The organism is Dyadobacter alkalitolerans DSM 23607 (assembly GCF_000428845.1).
Taxonomy (GTDB): domain Bacteria; phylum Bacteroidota; class Bacteroidia; order Cytophagales; family Spirosomataceae; genus Dyadobacter; species Dyadobacter alkalitolerans.
The window spans coordinates 48,794-68,905 of sequence record NZ_AUAS01000002.1; the positions used below are offsets into that span (position 1 = coordinate 48,794).

At 46.4% G+C, this 20,112-nt stretch carries 17 protein-coding genes; 9 read left to right on the forward strand and 8 right to left on the reverse strand.

Annotated features, from left to right (window positions below; all coding sequences use genetic code 11):
- Positions 1-13 precede the first annotated feature (13 nt).
- Positions 14-610, reverse strand: coding sequence for an acyl carrier protein phosphodiesterase (locus G395_RS0103385; RefSeq protein ID WP_026628785.1), 597 nt, complete (start codon positions 608-610; stop codon positions 14-16).
- Between the two features lie 96 nt (positions 611-706).
- Here G395_RS0103385 and G395_RS0103390 point away from each other — a divergent pair, with 96 nt between their 5' ends.
- Positions 707-1,222 carry an FKBP-type peptidyl-prolyl cis-trans isomerase gene (locus tag G395_RS0103390; RefSeq protein WP_026628786.1) on the forward strand — a complete coding sequence of 172 codons (516 nt, stop codon included), beginning with the start codon at positions 707-709 and terminating at the stop codon, positions 1,220-1,222.
- 31 nt (positions 1,223-1,253) lie between these two features.
- Here the strand turns inward: G395_RS0103390 and G395_RS0103395 are convergent, their stop codons facing one another.
- The gene (locus G395_RS0103395) at positions 1,254-1,733 is read right to left on the reverse strand and encodes a deoxycytidylate deaminase (RefSeq protein WP_026628787.1); all 480 of its coding nucleotides are present in this window, start codon (positions 1,731-1,733) and stop codon (positions 1,254-1,256) included.
- A 69-nt stretch (positions 1,734-1,802) separates the two neighbouring features.
- Between G395_RS0103395 and G395_RS0103400 the strand changes: the two genes are divergently transcribed.
- A complete protein-coding gene (locus G395_RS0103400) occupies positions 1,803-2,885 on the forward strand; it encodes a DUF922 domain-containing protein (protein ID WP_026628788.1) in 1,083 nt (360 codons plus the stop codon).
- A 4-nt stretch (positions 2,886-2,889) separates the two neighbouring features.
- On the opposite strand, the gene G395_RS0103405 is transcribed toward G395_RS0103400, so the two are convergent.
- Genes G395_RS0103405 through G395_RS0103415 form a run of 3 tightly spaced genes read right to left on the reverse strand, consistent with a single transcriptional unit; the run spans position 2,890 to position 6,890 of the window.
- A complete protein-coding gene (locus G395_RS0103405) occupies positions 2,890-4,671 on the reverse strand; it encodes a ComEC/Rec2 family competence protein (protein ID WP_026628789.1) in 1,782 nt (593 codons plus the stop codon).
- 1 nt (position 4,672) lies between these two features.
- Positions 4,673-5,962 carry a M43 family zinc metalloprotease gene (locus tag G395_RS0103410; protein ID WP_026628790.1) on the reverse strand — a complete coding sequence of 430 codons (1,290 nt, stop codon included), beginning with the start codon at positions 5,960-5,962 and terminating at the stop codon, positions 4,673-4,675.
- Positions 5,943-6,890, reverse strand: coding sequence for a PhoH family protein (locus tag G395_RS0103415; RefSeq protein WP_026628791.1), 948 nt, complete (start codon positions 6,888-6,890; stop codon positions 5,943-5,945). Before G395_RS0103415 ends, G395_RS0103410 begins: the two co-directional genes overlap by 20 nt.
- 246 nt (positions 6,891-7,136) lie before the next feature.
- On the opposite strand from G395_RS0103415, the gene dnaB reads away from it, so the two are divergent.
- Positions 7,137-8,750: a replicative DNA helicase gene (dnaB, locus tag G395_RS0103420; protein WP_026628792.1), complete on the forward strand. Its 1,614-nt coding sequence runs from the start codon at positions 7,137-7,139 to the stop codon at positions 8,748-8,750.
- Positions 8,751-8,909: 159 nt separating this feature from the next.
- On the opposite strand, the gene rlmD is transcribed toward dnaB, so the two are convergent.
- Entirely contained in the window at positions 8,910-10,331 is a 1,422-nt protein-coding gene (gene rlmD, locus G395_RS0103425; RefSeq protein ID WP_026628793.1) for a 23S rRNA (uracil(1939)-C(5))-methyltransferase RlmD, read from the reverse strand.
- Between the two features lie 62 nt (positions 10,332-10,393).
- On the opposite strand from rlmD, the gene G395_RS0103430 reads away from it, so the two are divergent.
- The 4 genes from G395_RS0103430 (at position 10,394) to G395_RS0103445 (ending at position 15,921) form a co-directional block, all read left to right on the forward strand.
- On the forward strand, positions 10,394-12,598 hold the full coding sequence (locus G395_RS0103430; protein ID WP_026628794.1) for a T9SS type B sorting domain-containing protein: 2,205 nt from the start codon (positions 10,394-10,396) through the stop codon (positions 12,596-12,598).
- Positions 12,599-13,010: 412 nt separating this feature from the next.
- The gene (locus G395_RS0103435; protein WP_026628795.1) at positions 13,011-13,439 is read left to right on the forward strand and encodes an Rrf2 family transcriptional regulator; all 429 of its coding nucleotides are present in this window, start codon (positions 13,011-13,013) and stop codon (positions 13,437-13,439) included.
- Between the two features lie 71 nt (positions 13,440-13,510).
- Complete coding sequence (locus G395_RS0103440; RefSeq protein WP_026628796.1) at positions 13,511-14,164, forward strand: NAD(P)-dependent oxidoreductase; 654 nt, start codon at positions 13,511-13,513, stop codon at positions 14,162-14,164.
- Positions 14,165-14,598: 434 nt separating this feature from the next.
- Positions 14,599-15,921 (forward strand): putative porin, encoded by a 1,323-nt coding sequence (locus G395_RS0103445; protein WP_229203943.1) that lies wholly within the window; start codon positions 14,599-14,601, stop codon positions 15,919-15,921.
- Here G395_RS0103445 and G395_RS0103450 read toward each other — a convergent pair.
- Positions 15,918-16,373, reverse strand: coding sequence for an SRPBCC family protein (locus G395_RS0103450; RefSeq protein ID WP_026628798.1), 456 nt, complete (start codon positions 16,371-16,373; stop codon positions 15,918-15,920). The two genes, G395_RS0103445 and G395_RS0103450, sit on opposite strands and share 4 nt — an antisense overlap.
- 111 nt (positions 16,374-16,484) lie before the next feature.
- Between G395_RS0103450 and G395_RS0103455 the strand changes: the two genes are divergently transcribed.
- Positions 16,485-16,931, forward strand: a complete 447-nt coding sequence (locus G395_RS0103455) for an SRPBCC domain-containing protein (RefSeq protein ID WP_026628799.1) — start codon at positions 16,485-16,487, stop codon at positions 16,929-16,931.
- 54 nt (positions 16,932-16,985) lie between these two features.
- Here G395_RS0103455 and G395_RS0103460 read toward each other — a convergent pair whose 3' ends face one another.
- On the reverse strand, positions 16,986-19,103 hold the full coding sequence (locus G395_RS0103460; RefSeq protein ID WP_026628800.1) for a Tex family protein: 2,118 nt from the start codon (positions 19,101-19,103) through the stop codon (positions 16,986-16,988).
- Between the two features lie 98 nt (positions 19,104-19,201).
- Here G395_RS0103460 and G395_RS0103465 point away from each other — a divergent pair, with 98 nt between their 5' ends.
- The gene (locus G395_RS0103465; RefSeq protein ID WP_026628801.1) at positions 19,202-20,044 is read left to right on the forward strand and encodes a ThuA domain-containing protein; all 843 of its coding nucleotides are present in this window, start codon (positions 19,202-19,204) and stop codon (positions 20,042-20,044) included.
- Positions 20,045-20,112: the final 68 nt, after the last annotated feature.

Sequence of the window (20,112 nt, forward strand, 5' to 3'; positions counted from 1 at the left end):
GTAAGCAATAATGTTAATGTGTTAATATAAACTCCTCGGACTGTTTTTGAAGTTCCGGAAAGAAGCGTAAAAATTTATCCCTGTAAAACTCCTCATTCTCGCGCAACTCCAACATCGCATTCCGCAGCGGCGCAAGATAAGTTGCCCGCCTGGACATCCTGTGAAAGGTAAGCTCCACGCCTTCCAGGGTGGCGTAGCTTGTAAGCCAGTCCTCATGGATCATGGCCTGCACCATACGCGTCATATGCTCGGGAATAAGGTGCTCATTCTTCCTGATCAGCGCATAAATGTTGCGGGTGTAGGTAAAGAGCGACCCAGCCTGAAACTGATCGAAATGCTGGGCAAGAAAATAATCAAAATAGATATCCATCACAATTCCTGCCAGCTTTCCCTGCGACAATGCGGCCTTGTGCGTGGCCTCGCGTACAATTTCGTGCTGGTCTGTGAAAAAATCAATGTGCCGGTGGAGCTTCAAGCCGGTGACAAAATCCGGGTCCCATTCGGCTGTCTTTTCATCTGTCAGACGGCCCTTTATGAAATCGCCCACATAATTGCCCATCATCACGCGTTCCTTATTTCCTGATAGCAAAATGTGTGCTAAAAAATTCATCTAAATGGCATTTTGGCAAATTTGCCGTACGTTTGTTTTCCCTGCTCTACTTGGAACAATTTTTTACAACAACAATTATTTTAATCAAACTAGCAAATGAAAGTCGAAAAAAATAACGTGATAGCGTTAACATACAGCCTGAGAATTCCTGACACAGACGGCGAAACAGATGTCGTTGAAGTGGTTACGGAAGAAGATCCAATGTACTTCATACAAGGCATCAGCGGCCTTCCCGAGGGTTTCGAAAACCAGATCGAGGGACTTGTTGCCGGTGATATATTCGAATTCACGGTGGCCCCGGAAGAAGGTTACGGCGAGTTTGATGAAGAAGCCATTGTCGAATTGCCAAAGGCAGTTTTCCAGATGGAAGACGTTAACCAGGACGAATTATTGCAGATCGGTAACATTATTCCGATGACCAACGAAGACGGCGAAAGAATGCATGGTCAGGTTGTTGAGATCAAAGACGACATCGTTGTCATGAACTTCAATCACCCATTGGCAGGAAAAGAAATGCATTTCAAAGGACAAATCATCTCAATCCGTCCAGCGACAGCAGAAGAAATCAGCCACGGGCATGTGCATGGTGCTGGAGGAGTGCATCATCATTAATGAATAAAGACCGGGCTTACAAGCCCGGTCTTTATTCATTAATAACATACTGCTCCACTTCAACGCCGAAACGCTTCAGAAACTCCACTCCCTCCTCCACTGCGATTCCCTTGTAAGCGGCGTATGAATGCAGGAAAATTACTTTTTTGATTTTCATTGTATAAATAACCCTGGCGCAGGCAATGCATGGCGCTAATGTTACGAAAAGCGTCGATCCTTCGATATTTGAGCCATTTTTTACTGCAAATAAGATAGCGTTCTGTTCTGCATGTAATGCGAGTGAGCAGCTTCCTTTTGCATCTCTCGGGCAACCCACTTCCGGAAATTCTTCATCACAGTTGTGCGTGCCGGCAGGAGGACCATTGTAACCGATTGAAATAATGCGGGTGTCCTTTGTTAATACCGCACCCACCTGTGCTTTGATACAATGTGAACGCAACGCCAGATTTTTTGCTAATTCCATGTAGATATCATCAAATTCCGGGCGCAATTTCGTTGTAGATAATGTCATTCGTTTCTTCAATAATTTTTATACAAACTTATCGAATTGAAAACGGGATTCAACATAAGATTTCGAAGTATGATCAGAAGTTTTTTGCTTGTCCTTTCACTGTTTTTCACATGCCTGCCTGCTTTTTCACAACAGGAAAAGGTTGTGTTGAAACTTGCAATGGATCAGGCATCATTAGTCAAGAGCTATAAATTTTTTGTCCAGGAAGTTGAAGATCAGCGCGTTATTTCAGGGTCAGGACTGGGAAAGGTGATTGTGCTGGGTAAGGAAACGCCTGTTGCATTGCCGGGCAAGGTGGATAAAGAGCTGTTTAGTTATTGGTCCTTCGCCGCACCAAAAAATCAGCAGACTTACCTTCCGCTTTATATCAGCATCAAAGAGCTTTCGCTAAACGAAAAGCGTGTTGGCCCCAACAAGGTGACCGGCGAAGTGAAGCTGTCTGTGAAATTCCGCTGGTACCGGAACATGCAGCCTGTGGAGCTCACGAATTATCAAACTGCAGCAAACTACACACGACCTGAAAGGGACTTTGTGTATGAAAAGCTCGTGAAGCAACTGCTAGACCAATCCATTGCGCACTTTCAAAAGTGGATGACGCTGAATGCTGGAAAAAATCCAGCGCTGGCCAGGAACATTCAGTTGGTTTTTAAGGAAATCAGTAATAATGACCCTGATACGGTATTTTATTCTCCCAAAAGGCCGCTGATATGGGACGATTTTAAAGTCCGGAATGCAAAGCCGGGCAGCCGGTATGCGGCGGCGGTGTTTACCAGTTTTGGCTACGAAGGACGCTCCTACCCGAAGGACGATGATCTGGTGGTGGAAATCGGGCTGAAAACATTCATGGTAAAAAGCATGTCATGGGGCCGACCAGAATACAGGAATGCAAGCACATTACGCCACGAACAAATCCATTTTGACATTACCAGGCTCGTAGTTGAGAAATTTAAAGCCCGACTAATTAAAGCCGACCTCACGATTGAAGACTACGATAGCGAGATCCAGTATCAGTTCCTGGAAGCATTCCGTGAAATGAACACGGATCAGGAACGCTATGACGGCGAAACGGGACACGGCCTCAATGCCAGGGCGCAAGCAGCCTGGGACCGGAAAATAGCTGGCGAGATTTCGGCAGTCTACGCCGTTCAATAACGCATTACTGCGCAGTAATAAACACCGTTTCTTCCACTTCCTGGCTCGTCGCATAATTTTTAACACAAAAATTGTATGCGTCCAAATCCTTCGCAAAATTCCTGTCACTCACGATATAAAGCGATTTACCCTGCTTAATGCTTACGACCTCGTGCTTAGGAATCCGATGCATGACCATTCGGTCCGAATCGCGCATCTGAATGCTTTTAGAAACAGAATAGGTTGAGAAAAGCATGACCAGCAAGTAGGAAACTTTTACATATTGATATGCTCTCGACTGATATGCGTACCAGATTGTGAACAGGAGCGCATATAACAAAACCACTTCTATTTTATCCAGATTAAGGTTCTCCAATAAATATCCGGGCAAGGATTTAGGCACAGAAACGGCCACGTTCGTCAGGTAAGCCGAAAGCCAAACGACTTTATTGATAACTATTTGAAGCCAAAGGATATTCAACGGCGACACCAGCAAGAGTATCAGCGCAGCCGGCAACAAGACGTTTGTAAAGGCGATCACGAACGGATTAACCAGCCAGAAATAAGTCGGAAATTGATGAAAGTAAAATAAGCTCAGCGGGAAGGTGGCCAACTGTGCCGCAAAAGACAATGCTGAGATCTGCCAGACAAATTTCAGAATCCTATTCTGCGGTGCAAAAATGGCGTCCAAAGGCTCATAGAGCAAGAATATTCCGCTCATGGCCAGGTAAGAAAGTTGAAACCCTACATCGTAAAGGGCAGCCGGATCCATGAGCAAGATCAACAATGCAGACAATGCAAGCGTATTCATGGCGTTTTGTTTCCGGCCAGAAACCTCCGCAACAACAAACACAATGCACATGAGCGTTGCCCGCTGCACCGACGGCGGCAAGCCTGTTACCAATGCATAAAAGCCAAGCAACCCGATCATTAGCGATAAATAAGCAATCTTCCCGACCCGCCAGCGCTTCATCCAGCCCAACAAGTGACTGATAACCAGGAAAATGATCGCAACATGCATGCCCGAAACTGAAAGAATGTGAACGGTCCCGGATGTCGTGTAATCGCTGATCTGGTCAGAGCGGAGATCGTCTCTCCTGCCTAATAACATGGCTTTAATTAATCCATAGGCTTCGTCGTCGTCCACATTTTTCCTGAACGTTTGCGCAGCCCATTTTGAAATGCCGTCGCTCCATTGGTTGAGAAAAAAGGAATGGTCAGCAATGGGCATGATTTGAAACGAACGCTCCGTCAGGTAATCGGTCCACACAATTCCTTTGTTTCGCAGATATTGCCGGTAATCAAACTGCATTGGATTTCCGGCTTCCATCGGGCGTTCTAACGTGCCATGGACTACGATCGTGTTGCCGGGTTCCGGAATGTTGCTCGCGTCGTGGCTAATGTTGATCAATGCTTTCAAATCAACCTCACTCCACTTTTCTCGCACCTTTATGCCCGTGATATGCGCTTCATAGCGAAGCGTTTTCGTGCGTTTCTCTGGTAAGCTCTTAATTTCCGCTTCATACGCACCATATCCAGCATTTGCAAGCACTTTAATGTTCGCTTCATTATGTTGCTCGAAAGTCTGCATCGTCCATGCGCCCAGCGAAACAAAAAACAACGCCAATGCAATCCCGAATGCTGGTTTCAGGATTTTGATATAAAAAATAAAACAGACGGCTAGAAGAAAAAGCGCCAGCGACAGAAGCAACGCTGGTGTTCCTCCAGAATGAGGAATGATTTCGCTCAGGAAAATGCCGGTAATGTAAGACAATACAATCCCGACAAATGGCGACCGTGTCAGCATATTAACGAACTACAAACCGTTTGGTGACCGTTTGTCCGCCGGATGAAACCCGGTAATAATAGAGTCCGCTTGGGAATTTTTGAACGTCGAGATAACTGAGGTTAGTGGCACCGGAAGTGATGAGCTGACCCCGCTGATTGAAAACTTCAACCGTGAAAAGTTGGAAATTTGGCGTAAAAACGCTGGCCGTTAATGTCTCGCTTACCGGATTTGGAGACAGTTCAACCAGGAGATCTTCACCGCTAATCTTTGAAAATTCCACCAGTTTGGCCCTCCTGGGACTGAGTTCGAGGACGGCATGCATCCGCTCTTTCTGATCATTGGTAAACACACTCATGCACCCGTCAGGAGAATAATCCATGTAATTCTCAATCATATTCCGCGTCGTAACGCCCCGACATTCAGAAAATACGGGTGTGCAGGAAATATCGGTCGTTTCATTTTTGGTAAAAGCAATCGGTGTGTCATCGCAGTGGTCGGTCCCGCAGTTCCGGTCTCCCCAGATGTGGATCAGTCCCAGCCAATGTCCCACTTCATGCGTGGTGGTGCGGCCCAGATTATAAATGGAACTGGTGATGGCCGGTGAGTTTCTGCCAAAGTAGCGGAAATCGATAATTACGCCGTCTGTTAATGCCCTGACTGCCTCATCTTCGGAAGTAGAAAGTCCCCTGGTAAGATCATTCAACTCAGTGACAACCGGAAATTGGGAAGTTCCCAAATAACGGTCAGAAAGGCGGCAGACCCATATATTGAGATAACGGCTGGTTGCCCATGCAGGCGAAATTTCAGCCAGATCGTCCGCTTCGGTAATGGGACTGAACTGGTTCTTTTCATTGTAAGTCCGCAAAACGGTTACCAGTTTGAAGCGGATGCGCGTGTCAACCCCCAGGGAATCAGTGTAAAAACCTTTGTAACCGGAACTGTTGCCATAATCTTCGTTCAAAACATCTATCTGGCTCAGGATCTGGGCATCAGTAATGTTTTCGTTATTCGCCCCGCCGATGGTCATATCTTCTTCACTATGAACGACATGCACCGCGACCGGAATCGTTATGATCTCGTCCGCATTTGTCCTTAGCGAAGTGCGGTTGGCCTGAATTCTTTTCTGGATGGCTTGTTCAGACTTGATTCTGAGTTGCTGTAAAGCCGGAAATCTGGAAATGGTCAAAGCGTCCAGTTCTGTGCTGGCACAGCGTTTCAGCAACGAATCGCTATCCTGCGCCAGCACGAACGCTTTTGAGATAATGAATAGTAAAAAGGTCAGCAGAAGCTTACTGCTCGGATTTATCATAAGCTGCAAGGATATCTTTTACCAAACGGTGTCTTACCACATCGGACCCATCCAGCTCAACAAAACTGATCCCTTTGATCCCTTTCAGGACTGCTAATGAATCAATTAACCCTGATTTCAGGTTTTTAGGTAAATCAATCTGAGATTTATCACCGGTAATGATGGCTTTGGAACTGGGGCCCATCCTGGTCAGGAACATTTTCATCTGCATGGGCGTCGTGTTTTGTGCTTCGTCCAGCAAAATGAATGCATTGTTCAATGTCCGTCCGCGCATGTAAGCCAGCGGCGCAATCTCAATCGTGCGACTTTCCAGATACAGTTTCAGCTTTTCCGGTGCGATCATATCATCCAGCGCGTCGTAGATCGGGCGCAGGTAAGGATCAATTTTTTCTTTCAAATCACCCGGCAAAAAACCCAGGTTTTCGCCTGCCTCAACGGCTGGACGTGTTATAATGATTTTTCTGACTTCCTTATTTTTCAAAGCCCGCACGGCAATGGCCACAGCGGTGTATGTTTTTCCCGTTCCGGCTGGTCCTACCGCGAACACCAGGTCGAATTTTTCCGCCTGCTCCACCAGCAGTTTCTGGTTTGGCGTTTTGGCCTTCACAACCAGCCCCTTATTGCCATAAATGATCACATCCGCATCATCTTCTGCACTGGCAACGGGCGATTTAACAACGCCATTTAAATAACCTTTCACATTGTCATTGGTAACCTTGCCGTATTTTTGATAATGGGCTATTAGTGAATCCATTACATCGGTGATACGGATAATCTCAGGAGCGGTGCCCTGAATGCGGATCTCGTTTCCGCGTGAAATAATTTTGCTTCCAGGGAAAGCGGCTGCAACTTCCTTGATATTCGCATTGTGAATACCCAAAAAATCAACCATTGAAACGTCCTCGAGCGTGATGATTTTTTCCAGCAAATGAATTAAAGTTTAGTGTTTCTCTATTTGTTCTAAAATTTAGTAATAATAACGAACAATTGTAATACAAAACATGAGAAATACAATTATGATTTGATATTTGAAAACGAAAAATGACCTTATTTTAATCAACTCTTTCATTATCAGAGCCGGACAAAATGGATCAATTCCTGAAAAAAAATTTTTGACTGAACTTAACCTTTCCTGCTTTCTTACCGGTGCTGCTTTCCTTAACTTTGTAGTAACATGGAAAACGACAAGGCATCCGGCAATTTCTCGAAATCAGGCTCAAAACAGAACAATCAGGGGCGCAAGCCAATGGGCGCCAGAACGCCCGGTACTGATCAGACTTTCAGCAAGTTACCTCCTCAGGCGGTAGACTTGGAAGAGGCTGTTTTGGGTGCATTAATGATTGAAAAGGATGCGCTGACAGCTGTTGCGGACATTCTCCGGCCAGACAGTTTTTATAAGGAAGCACACGTCCGGATCTACACCGCCATCATCACGCTTTTCGCTGATTCGGAGCCAATTGACATGCTGACGGTGACTTCGAAATTGCGCAGCACCGGAGAGCTCGAACTGGTAGGCGGTGCGCCTTATATCATGGAGCTGACTTCAAAAGTGAACTCCGCCGCCAACATTGAATTTCATGCGCGCATTATTTCCCAGGCTTTTATCAAGCGAGAGCTGATCAAGGTGGCTTCGGAAATCCAGCGCGAGGCTTTTGAAGACACCACAGACGTTTTCAGGCTTTTGGACAAAACCGAGCAGAGCCTTTTCCAGATCTCCGAATCCAACATCAAGAAAAATTACGCTGATATGGGCGCGCTGATGCGACAGGCATTAGCAGAACTCGATCAGAAAAAGAATAATAAGGATGGTCTTACCGGTGTGCCATCCGGTTTCAGCGCCCTCGACAGGCTCACCTCTGGCTGGCAGAAGACGGAACTAATGATCCTTGCGGCCCGTCCGGGTATGGGAAAAACGGCATTCGTCGTTTCTTCACTCCGTAATGCTGCCGTGGATTTCAATATGCCTGTTGCCATTTTCTCACTCGAAATGTCCTCGGTTCAGCTCGTTAATCGTCTGATATCGGCTGAGGCAGAGATTGACAGCGAAAAAATCAGGAAAGGGAGCCTTGCGCCACACGAGTGGGAGCAATTGCACCACCGCATTCACCGGCTCACCAATGCACCCATTTACATTGACGATACCCCTGCCCTGTCCATTCTCGAACTCCGTGCAAAATGCCGCCGTCTGAAAGCCCAGCACGACATTCAAATGATCGTGATTGACTATCTTCAGTTGATGACGGGAGATACGGGTGGCAAAGGTGCAGGAAACAGGGAACAGGAAATTGCCATGATCTCGCGTTCGCTCAAAAACCTGGCAAAAGAGCTGGATGTGCCGGTGATCGCACTATCACAGCTTAGCCGGGCCGTTGAAACGCGTGGCGGTGAAAAAAGGCCTCAGCTCTCGGATTTAAGGGAATCAGGATCGATCGAGCAGGATGCGGATATGGTTCTTTTCTTATATCGTCCTGAATATTATGGTATTACAGAAGACGAATCAGGAAATTCCGTTGCCGGGATCGGTGAAGTGATCGTTGCCAAAAACCGTGCAGGATCACTGGATACGGTTCAGTTAAGGTTCATTGGAAAATACACCAAATTCACCGACCTCGACTCCCAATTCACCCCGGCACCATTTTCTGTAGACCGTCCTATCCCAACCACAAACCCCATCGCCTCATTCGAAAGCCAGGGAAAACCCGCTCCCGCAGGCGGAACGCTGAGAAGCAGAGCGAATGATCTGAGTAATTTCGATTACAAAGGCCCCGATAGCGAACCGCCGTTCTGACTTCGGCTCCGCTCAGTCTGACAGTAGCGTAATGCTATTACCCGACTGCGCACAGCCAAAAGTTCTGCCCCAAAGCGACTGTCTGACTGAGCGGAGACGAAGTCCGGCCCAAAGCGACTGTCTGACTGAGCGGAAACGAAGTCCGGCCCAAAGCGACTGTCAGACTGAGCGGAGACGAAGTCCGCTCCGCCGCACCAGCAGCGCCACATTCTCCACATGGTGCGTGTTTGGGAACATATCTACCGGCTGCACCTTAGTCACTTCATAATCTTCCGACATCAGCGCAAGGTCGCGTGCTTGCGTGGCCGTATTGCAACTTACATACACAATGCGATCCGGAGCTGCTTTCAGGATCGTTTCCACAACGGGCTGGTCCATTCCCGCGCGCGGCGGATCGGTGATGATCACATCCGGCCTTCCGTGTTCCTGCAGGAAGCTTTCATTCATGATGCTCCGCATATCGCCCGCAAAGAAGGCTGTGTTGGTAATGCCGTTCAATTCCGAATTTTTCCTCGCGTCCTGCACTGCTGCTTCCACATATTCAACACCCACGACCTTTTTTGCTCTGCGCGCTATGAAATTGGCAATGGTCCCGGTTCCCGTATAAAGGTCATAGACCGATTCATTGCCCGTCAAACCCGCAAACTCACGCGCTACGCTGAAAAGCTGATAAGCCTGTTCTGAATTGGTCTGATAAAAAGATTTCGGACCAACAAGGAAGGTAAGATCTTCCATCGTCTCACGAATCGTGGTGTCGCCAGCATAATGGATCACTTCCTGATCCTGGTAAGAGTCATTTCCTTTCAGGTTCACAATGTAATTCAGGGAAGTAATTTCTCTGTGTGTTTTATGCAAATACTGCATCACCTGCTCAATGGCCTCGTCATTCTGCTCACCAAACTGCACAATCACCATTACATCACCCGAATTGGCGGTTCTCACCACCAGGTTCCTGAGCGTTCCCCTGTTGAAGCGGACGTCGTAATAAGGAATGTTATGCAGCTCACCGAAATGATGCAACGAATTGCGGATCGTGTTGGAAGGGTCCGGTTGCAGGTGACAATGGTCTACGGTAAATATTTTGTCAAAACGCTTGGGAACGTGAAAGCCGAGCGCATGCTTGGTGAATGCAGCTCCCGAGTCCATCTGCTCCTTGGTAAGCCAGCGCCAGTTGGAGAAAGTGAATTCAAGTTTATTGCGATAATATTCTGTTTTTGGAGCAGCGATAATTTCATTAATGCTTACATTCTTAATGTGCCCGATCCGCTGGAAATGGTCTACAACCTGTTGTCTTTTAAATTTCAACTGATGCTCATACGCAATATGTTGCCATTTGCAGCCGCCGCATACAACGTTATGCAGGCAATATGGGTCTGTCCTGAGAGGCGACTTTGAATGGATCTTCGTAACGATCGCCTCTTTGAGTTTTTTCTTGGTTTTTACTACTTGCAAATCAACTATGTCACCGGGAGCCACATTTCCTTCTACAAATATTACGCCGTCATCTGATTTAAATATACATTTGCCTTCTGCTGCAAAATCGGTAATTTCAACGTACTCATACTTGATATTCTTAACCATATTTCTTTTTTAAATTTCAAATTCCAAATCCTATAGGACAATTTCTACTCCCTTATCAAGCCATGAAAAAACGGTACATCTTGTTCATGCTGATGCTGTTTGCCTTTTCCAAAACCTATGCAACACACATTGTTGGCGGGCAGCTCTTTATTACGGAAAACAAAGACAATTATTACAACTATAACATCGGCCTAACAATGTACTTTGATGCGCTGAATGGCAATCCCGGTGCTGAGGACCCGGCTGTGAACATTTACGTCTTCCGAAAACGCGACAACCAGCCCATCGGCTATCTTCAAGCCCCAAAAATAGAACGAAAATCGGTCACCTATGCTAATCCGCAGTGCGGAATATCGTCGCTCGAAACATATATGATTACTTACAGCTCGTCGTTACAGCTGGAACCCACCGATTTTAGTGATCCGCACGGCTATTATATGGTTTGGGATCGATGCTGCCGGAACGGGACGATCACGAACATTCAGGCACCGGGTGACGCCGGCAGCCTCTTTTACCTTGAATTTCCCCCGCTTTTCAAGAACAATGCAAATTTCAGGAACTCCTCCCCCATTTTCCCGGCAATCAAAGGCGACTATGCCTGCGTGAATTCTCCGTTTTTCTTTGATTTTGGTGGAAAGGACGCCGACGGCGACAGCCTTAGTTACAAGCTGATCACACCAATGCAGGGATTTTCTGACAAAGCCAATCCTAGTGTTGAAGCCCGAGGTTCGTCCAATTACCCGCGCCTTACCTGGCTTCCCGGCATATCGGAGGCCAACATTATCCCCGGGCCAAAACCTTTGACTGTCAATCCAAGAACAGGAATGTTGTCCGTGACTCCGGGTAATGTCGGCCTTTATGTGTTCGCCGTGCAGGTGGATGAGTTCAGGAACGGTGTGAAGATCGGGACGCTAACCAGGGATTTTCAACTCAAAGTCGTGGATTGCCCTAAAATGGACGCTCCGAAATTGTTGTTTAAACCAAAAGGCAAAAACACTTACTACACGGAAAACGAAATTATTACCGTCAAAAAAGGCGACCCGAATTGCTTTGAAGTAATGGTTACCGATCCAACGGTTAACCAGATCATCCGGATCAACGGCCGGGCCGTTAATAATTCGAAAAACTATTTCACCATTCTGCCGGCCGAATTCAAAACGAAAATTGCCAACGACACGCTCAAATTTGAAGTCTGCCTGGACGAATGCTTTGTAACCTACGACGAGCGCCCGATCAAGATCGAGCTGATTGCAGAAGATGAAAGCTGTCCCGTTCCGCTGATGGATACGCTCAGCATTCTGATCCGTCGCGAAAGCAGCAGCAACAAATCGCCCGAGGTGACTACTTCCCTACCCGGCCAGTATGTCTACGTGACAGCCGGTGTGCCCGTCGTTTTCACGGTGTATGGCAAGGACATCGACAAAGACAGCATTGCCCTTTCCGGTCGCGGACAGGATTTCAATATGGTGGATATGGCTATGGATTTCAAAGCCATCAGCGGTAAGGCGCAGATTCAGCAAACATTCAAATGGACGCCGCCATGTAATGCAAAAAAAGGTGATACGCTCGCTGTGGATTTCAAGGTGGAAGACATGCGCTGTGTCGGCAATCCGCTGGCGGTTTCGAAGCCGGTCTATTTTGTCGTTGATGAATCGCCCAACACCCCGCCGCTGGTAGAAACATCGCTGGCAACACCAGAGATAACCTACACCATCGGAAGCAGCAGCAAGATCGTCTTCGACGTGCTGGCCACAGATCCCGACACCAATACAATCAGCCTGGCAGCTGCCGGGCGCGGATTCAGCATTGGGGATGCCGGAATGAAGTTTGCCAACAAAACTGGTGTCAAAGAAGTACGCTCTCCCTACGCCTGGTCACCCGAGTGCTCCATGCTCGACGGGCAGTCCGAAAAAGCGTTCATGATCGACTTCATAACCCAAGACAAAAGCTGCGCTGCAGCAAGCGACACAACGACGGTCAGGGTTATTGTGAAGGACGACACTTCGGACGTCGTTCCCGAATTTCCAAACGTGATCACACCCAACAATGACGGCAAAAATGACTGCTTTCTCTTAGAGGATCTACCTGCCGATAACTGTGTCAATCAGTTCAAAGATGTAACGATTTTTAACCGCTGGGGAAAGCAGGTTTATTATTCCAAAGTCCGCAAAAACTGGTGCCCTGCCAGCATCTCCCAAGGCTACTATTACTACGTCGTGCAATACACTAAAAAGTCTTTCAAAGGCGGGCTAACCATTCTCAAATAGCGTCTGCAAACATTCTGTAAGTAACGAACATTCGATATGGCTGTTACATTCAGATATATCGAATAGTAAGGAATGTTAGTTACATTATATAATAAATATACATTTGATACATTTAGTTCTTTCTAAAAATATATTAATATTATACTTTTAATACACTAAATAATGTCGAATAGATAATATCTAATATTTAATTAAATACATTTTAAACAATAGATAATATAATACAGATATTACATTTAATACTTTCTATACAGTTATAAAATACTATTTGCATGAATGTACAACTGAATAAGCATTGATAATCAGACAATTATAAGATAACGATTCATATTAATGCTGATTAAGTTAATCTTTTTTACTTTCTAATTTAAAACTCACAACCTTTATACTGTAATAACAATCATTACAGTAAATGAACAACGGACGGTTTGGTATTTCGGTTCATATCCTTTCCTTACTCGCTTTCGAAGGTGACGACTGGATTTCTTCTGAGTATTTGGCAGGCAGTGTTAACATTAATCCTGTGCTTATCCGGAAGGAGTTGGGCAATCTTCGCGCGCACGGGCTCGTCGTTAGCAAGGAAGGTAAGGCAGGTGGCAGCAGGCTTGCGAGGCCGGCTGAGTCTATTCTTCTATCCGAGATTTATGATGCAATACGGCAAAATGATCTGCTCGGAAAAGGCATTAATGCGCCCAATCCTGAGTGCCATGTAGGTCGTCAAATCAATGTATATCTGGACGCACTTTACACCGAAGCAGAGCTCGCATTGCGGGCTAATTTGGCAAAGAAATCACTGGTAGATTTCTGCCGAAATTTCGAGGCTGGAAAGTCGACAATTTAGTCATTAACCAATGCCCAAAATGGTTCTCCTTTTTTTTCAAAAACAACTAACATTTTAACCAAAACCCAAGCATGAAAGTAGCATTAATTGGCGCAACCGGATTTGTAGGCGCCCCCCTTTTACAGGAATTGATTTCCCGCGGCCATGAAGTTGTCGCCATCGCCAGAAACATTGAAAAGATTCCAACCGAAAGCAACTTGATCGTCCCCAAACAGGCTGACGTGCTCGACACCGAGGCAGTATCGCAAGCCGTTGCGGGCGTTGACGCCGTTATAAGCGCATACAATCCGGGCTGGACCAATCCCAACATTTACGCCGAATATCTCGAAGGAGCAGCTTCCATTCAGACCGGCGTGAAGCAGGCAGGCGTAAAAAGATTTCTGGTAATTGGCGGCGCAGGAAGTCTGGAAGTAGCACCAGGAGTGCAATTGATCGACACACCTGATTTCCCGGAAGAATACAAAGCAGGTGCCGGAGCAGCGCGCAAATACCAGGGTGAGATTAAATCGGAAAATAACCTTGATTGGACCTATCTGAGCCCTGCAATTGAAATGCATCCCGGCACCTCGGGCAAAAGAACAGGCACATACAGGACTTCTTTAGACACACCGGTCTTCAATGAAAAAGGAAGAAGTATCATTTCGGTAGAAGATCTATCGGTTGCCATTGTGGATGAGATCGAAACGCCGAAGCATATCAAGCAAAGGTTTACCGTCGCTTATTAGCTCATAATCTGACTAATAACGATTTATAATGTATAGATAGCTTTAAATGTACCGTACTGACTTTATATAAACAACATTTAATGCTATCTATACGTAGAATACAAAAAATAAACAAGCAAAGTATTAAACATAATCACCTTATAATACATTATATTAGTATAAATCCAGATAATACTTTTTTATTTATACAATACATTACATACTTTCCAAAAGATTTAACCTAATAATACATTTATTTAAGCTACCTTCCTAGATGTGTCTTAAAATTATCCAGTTGACCAACGCATAGACTTTACGAATAATCTCACCCATTCTCATGTAATAATGCGAACGAACAAGCATTGGTTTTGAAGAAAAGTTAGGGCACTTGGGCAAGAATATTAGTGGAAAATAAAGTTCTTTGTACCCCATTTGCTGACACCAACTTCGTTCCAATGAAATACCGCATTACCGGTTTACTATTTGTTATTGCCCTATTAAGCAACTCGCAGGCCTACTCACAACGGTTCTTGATGGACCTGGTGGACACGACCAACCAAATGGGAAAAGGAATGTTGTCCATTTACGAGCGTTACAATCGCGTGCGGATCAGCGGATACATTCAGCCGCAGTTTCAATACATCTCAAAAAAGGGTGCGGAAACTTATGGCGGCGGCAACTTTTCGACGCAATCCAACAATAGATTTATGCTACGGCGGGGCCGGCTCCGGGTAGATTATGCGCACCTGAATAAAAAAAATGAACCGACTTCGTACTTCGTTTTCCAGTTTGATGGTACGGAGCGCGGCGTGGCGATCCGGGATTTTTGGGGAAGATTTTATGAGAACAAATTCAAAATATTCGCGCTGACCACGGGCATGTTCGCCAGGCCTTTTGGTTATGAAGTGAACCTATCGTCTGCCACTCGGGAAGCGCCGGAGCGCGGAAGAATGTCCCAAATACTCATGCGGACGGAGCGGGACATCGGTGCGATGCTGACCGTGACGAGCCGCAATTCGGTGACCTGGCAGCAGAAACTCAAAATGGATGTAGGCGTGTTCAATGGTCAGGGAATGTCGGGGCCGGTGGATTACGACAGCCATAAAGATGTCATCGGCCGGCTTAGCGTCAAACCTTCGAAGGTGAGCGGCTTGGGCGGCGCGATTGTTTCCGGAGCAATTTCCGGCTATGCAGGTGGGATTACCAGTCAGTCTGCCATATTATATCGTACGAAGGCCAATGCTGGCGAATACGCGATGGTCCGCGACTCATCAGAAAGGAATCTTTATAAGGTTGCGCCGCGAAATTATGCCGGCGCCGATTTTCAGATCGCTTTCCCAAACAGAAAGGGCGAAACGGAGTTCCGGCTGGAATACATTCGCGGCGATCAGACGGCCACACTTGCCAGCAGCGAAACGCCCGGCGTTTATCCCGTAACGAACGGAATAAAAGACCCGCTTTATACCCGGAATTTTGACGGCGCTTATTTTTACTTTTTACAGCATCTGGGCAGTCTCGAACATCAGTTTGTGATGAAATATGACTGGTATGATCCTAATAAGCGCGTTTCGGGCACCGAAATTACAGACGCCAGGGGGTTTAGCAAGTCTGATCTCCGCTATGATACGATTGGGATGGGCTACGTATATAGCGCCAACGAATCGCTTAAATTTACCTTCTATTGCGATTTTGTCCGAAATGAAAAATCTGCGTTAAGAGGTTTTGAAACGGATGTCTCAGATGATCTTTTCACCTGCCGGGTGCAGTATAATTTCTAGCTTCCAAAGCGCTCTGTAAGCACCTTCCGGCGATATTCGAAGATTTGATTGACTTCATTTCTTACAAAAAGCGCATTAACCCAATCTCCCAGGAAACCAAAAGGAACCTTGTAATTCAGGATATCTTCCATCATCACACCTCCGGGAATGGCTGTAAAACGGTGCTGATGGTGCCAGAATGCATAGGGCCCAAAACGCTGTTCGTCCACAAAGTACTGTTTATCAGCTACATGTGTTATTTCAGTACACCATTTTAAAGGAATACCAAGCACCGGCTTGACAATGTAACGAATGATCTGACCCGCATACATTTCGCCACCATGATGCCTTGAAGTTACTACAAAGCCCATTTTGGCCGGGGTTATCTCTTTCAAATTAGCCGGGTTAGAAAAAAACGACCAGGCTTCGTCGAGCGAAATGGGGAGATTTTGTTTGAAATATAATTCTTGCACGTGACATGTATTTTATACAAAACTACATACGCTAAAATACGCGTACCAGACCAAAAAGCGGATTGTTGGCATGATTTTCTCTGTGTTTTGGCATGACCTAATTCCGAAATTATGAACAGACAACTGATCGCAACTACATCCACATCCATCTATGCCAGCCCTTCGGCTGTTTGGAAAGCTTTAATAGATCCCGAGATTGTTAAACAATATATGTACGGCGCCGAAGTGTACTCCGACTGGCACGTTGGCAGCCCGATCGTTTACAGGGGCGTCTGGGACGGCACGCCTTATGAAGATAAAGGCACAATTCTGGAAATTATTCCCGAGCGCGTTTTAAGCTTCTCATATTGGAGCCCACTTTCCGGAACGGATGATTTTGAAGACAACTACGCGCACGTTACTTATCACATTTCAGAATACGACGATGAAACGACGCTTACCATTACGCAGGACAATCTGGAAACAGAAGAAGCAGTGGTTGCGGCTGAGGGTAACTGGATGAAAGTAGTCGGAGAGATTAAACGAATCCTGGAAGGCGAACGGAACCACGTCCTTTAAAGCGTTAGTAAAAGGCCAATCCGGCTTAATCCAAACCGGATTGGCTTAGCATTTCTATAACTTCATGCTGAGTGCAATGCGCTTTCTTGCTAAATCCACCTCAGTTACCTTCACACTCACGGTCTGCTGCAACTTCACCACTTCGTTAGGATCTTTTATAAATTTATCCGCCATCTGCGAGACGTGAACGAGCCCGTCCTGCTTCACACCAACATCAACAAATGCGCCGAACGCAGTAATGTTGGTAACAATGCCAGGCAAAACCATTCCTACTTTCAAATCTTCCGGCTTGCGGACCGAACTATCAAACTCGAATTTCTTCATGCCCTCGCGCGGATCGCGTGATGGTTTTTCCAGTTCCAGCAGAATGTCTTTTAATGTTGGCAGCCCTACTGAATCCGAAATATATTTTTCAGGTTTGATCTGCTTCCTTAACTCAGGCTTTTGCATAAGATCCTTCACATTGGCGCCCACATCCTTGGCCATTTGGCCCACAACATCATAACGTTCCGGATGTACCGCACTATTATCCAATGGATTAGCACCATTCTCGATCCTTAAAAAACCGGCAGCCTGCTCAAATGCTTTTGCTCCGAGGCGCGGCACTTTCAATAATTGCTGCCTAGATTTGAAGTCACCGTTTTTAGCCCTAAAATCCACGATATTCTGCGCCAGGGACGTTCCCAAGCCGGAAACGTAGCGCAAAAGATGCTTACTTGCCGTGTTGAGATTTACGCCTACGGAATTTACGCAGCTTTCCACGACTGTATCCAAAGCATTTCGCAATGAATTCTGGTCTACATCATGCTGATATTGACCAACCCCGATCGATTTCGGGTCGATTTTAACCAACTCCGCCAGCGGGTCCATCAGTCGGCGGCCGATCGAGACTGAGCCACGAACGGTTACATCTTTGTCCGGAAATTCTTCGCGCGCCACATCCGATGCCGAATAAATGGAAGCACCCTGCTCGCTTACCATAAACAAACCAATCTCGTCCGACTTGCCCGCATTCGCTAAAAGCTTGCGCACGAAATCCTCCGTTTCCCGCCCGGCCGTTCCATTGCCGACTGCAATCGCCTCGACCTTCCATTTCTGGATCAGGTCCGAGAGTTTCCCGTTTGCTTCTGCGGGTTTGTCAAAAGGATAAATTACCTGGTCCGCAACCAGATTTCCCTGGCTATCCAGCACCACGGCTTTGCAGCCCGTGCGATAACCCGGATCAATCGCCAAAACGCTTTTTTGTCCCAGCGGTGACGCCAGCAACAATTGCCTCAGGTTTTCGGTAAACACTTGTATAGCAGCAATGTCCGCTTTCTCTTTTGAAAGATTGGCAAATTCGGTTTCGATGGATGGTTTCAAAAGTCGCTTGTAACTATCCGAAATCGCTAGCTCCATTTGTGTCAGAACGGCTGGCGGGCCTTTGCGGAAAAGGCGGTTTAATGCTTCAATGGCCTGGTCCTCGTCCGGCGAGATCGTCACATTCAAAATCCCTTCTTCTTCACCACGGCGGATTGCCAGCAACCTGTGCGAAGGAATGCGCGCCAATGGCTCGGAAAAATCGAAATAGTCGCGGTATTTAACGCCTTCTTCTTCTTTTTTCTTTTTAACCTTGGAAGTAATGATCCCACCGCGTTGGAAAAGATTACGAATGCGGGTCCGTGAATCCGGGTTTTCATTAATCCATTCCGCTATAATGTCCCTGGCGCCCTGCAAAGCATCATCCGCCGTCGGCACCTGATCATTCAGGAACGAAGCTGCCTTCCGCTCCGGATCCGACTCTTTGCCTGTGAAAATCAGCTGCGCAAGCGGTTCCAGACCGCGCTCGATGGCAATGCCCGCCCGTGTCTTTCTTTTTTGTTTGTAGGGTAGATAAATGTCTTCCAGCTCGACCATTGTAAACACACCGGCCAGCTGCTTGCGAAGCTCCGGGGTTAGTTTACCCTGTTCCTCAATGCTTTTCAAAATGGCCTCACGCCGTTTCTCCACTTCCAGCTGCTTTTGCCAGGCATCTTTAATCGCACCGATCTGCGCCTCGTCCAGCCCACCTGTAGCCTCTTTCCGGTAACGCGAAATAAACGGCAACGTCGCCCCTTCCTCAAAAAGTTGAATGGTATTTTTAACCTGTTTCTCAGAAATGGACGTCTGCTGGGCTATATAGGGGAAATTCATTTGATTGAAATACGCTTTTTGTGAAATCGATTCTCGAAAATTCTTTCCGCAAATAAAGCAGATATTCGTAGATTTAGTGACTTTAACTTTCCTACCCTATGCCCGTTTTCATGAAATTCCTGCGCCGTAATGGTGCCAGTTCGCTGTTGCTGCTCCTTACATTAGCGCCATTTTTTTCCCAGGCACAATCTGATTTCAAAGTCATCGCATTCTTCACTGGAAAAAACGATAAGGCGCATATCAGTTTTGTTGGTGAGGCTAATAAGCGTTTTCCTGAAATGGCGCGGGAGAATCATTTTATTTATGACACAACCAGTAACTGGAATAATCTGAATACTGCCTTTCTGGCTGATTACCAGGTTGTTTTGTTTTTGGATACTCGGCCGGAGACGCCCGAACAGCGTGAAGCATTTCAAAAATATATGGAAACAGGAGGTGGCTGGTTGGGTTTTCACTTCTCGGCATTCGCGTTGACGCCATCGGCTTATCCACAGAACTGGGATTGGTATAACAACGAATTCCTTGGTTCCGGACAGTATAAAAGCAACACGTGGCAGCCTACTTCTGCTATTTTAAAAGTCGAGGAATCTAAGAGCCCGGTTATAAATGGGCTGCCTGCAACATTCAAAGCATCGCCAAACGAATGGTATCGTTGGGAAAAAGACCTGAAAGCGAACCCGGACATTCAGATCCTGCTATCGATTGACCCAGCTAGCTTTCCGCTCGGAACCGGTCCTAAGCAGAACGAAATCTGGCATAGCGGCTATTATCCAGTGGTTTGGACTAACAAAAGATTCAAAATGGTGTATATGAATATGGGGCACAATGACATTGACTACGAGAGCAAAACAAACAAGGAGCTCTCGTTTACTTTTGACAATCCCATTCAGAACCAGTTGATACTGAACAGCATACTATGGCTGGGCAGAAGAAAGGGCTAGAAATTAACGCTAAGAAATTAAAATAATTCCTGCAACAATGGTTAAGGTGAAAAACCCCATTCTTGCAG